The organism is Desulfoferrobacter suflitae (genome assembly GCF_022603395.1).
Lineage (GTDB): Bacteria > Desulfobacterota > Syntrophobacteria > Syntrophobacterales > Syntrophobacteraceae > Desulfoferrobacter > Desulfoferrobacter suflitae.
In genome coordinates this window covers 1-801 of sequence record NZ_JAIBKA010000046.1, presented here as the reverse complement: position 1 = coordinate 801, position 801 = coordinate 1, and the positions used below count along the sequence as shown (strand labels likewise).

The 801-nt window shown below is 49.6% G+C and carries 1 protein-coding gene and 1 pseudogene; one reads left to right on the top strand and one right to left on the bottom strand.

From position 1 onward, the window contains the following. Nucleotides 1-495: pseudogene (locus K1V27_RS22545) on the top strand (hypothetical protein); the annotation flags it as partial. A 122-nt stretch (nt 496-617) separates the two neighbouring features. On the opposite strand, the gene K1V27_RS22540 reads toward K1V27_RS22545, so the two are convergent. Continuing rightward, nucleotides 618-749: a hypothetical protein gene (locus K1V27_RS22540; RefSeq protein ID WP_258932535.1), complete on the bottom strand. Its 132-nt coding sequence runs from the start codon at nt 747-749 to the stop codon at nt 618-620. Nucleotides 750-801 lie beyond the last annotated feature (52 nt).

Below are 801 nucleotides of genomic sequence, written 5' to 3'. Positions count from 1 at the left end.
CCCTTTGCTCCCTGTGGTCTGCTCACTCGCCCCAATGGTTTCGATAAGAAACGACAAAGACTGACTTTTTGCTGCTTCAAAAGCTGCTCCGAGCTCAAATACCAGGCGCTACAAGGCCTGCAGAGTCGTTATGATATTGCCTCCTGTCCTCATCGAAATAACCAAAACGGCTATGTCGCCCATATGGCCATCAAAGACCACCCCCGATTGACCAATGAAATCCCCAGGGGCTCCAAGCGTTACAAAGAAATTAAGAAAATCCGTTCCGCATCCGAAAGAGCCAACTCCACTCTCAAAGAAGATTTGAAAATCCTTGACAAACCCCGTGTGATCGGCAGCTTCAGAGCCGGCATACTCAATCAGATCGCCGCCATCGTGCTCTTGCTCACTCGCGCTTTCAACTTTATTGTCAAAACCACTTGTCTATTTAGAAAACTGTCTCAAACCAATGATCCGGCCATCAAGGCCAAACTCAGACCTCTCTCCGAGGCGTAGGCTCTACGAGCCGGAGGCCATCCATCGCTAAATCTATTCATAACCTCATTCAGATGGAGTAGCCTCCACGGTCTTGCTTTCGGTTTATTTGCTCAGTTCTCACACAAAAAAGATCGTTCGCATCAGTGCGCCCTGGCACTTTTCACCATCGGCGCAAACGCCGGTGCTCGCCCAAATTCAAGCCCTGTAGCCCCTTTTTCCAGGTATTTCTTCAGCGCCACAAACTTCCAGATACCCTCCAGCAACCCTGTCATCAAAAATTTGCTCCCGTAGGCAGCTTCCGCCGCGACTTATTAAATCTCCTCA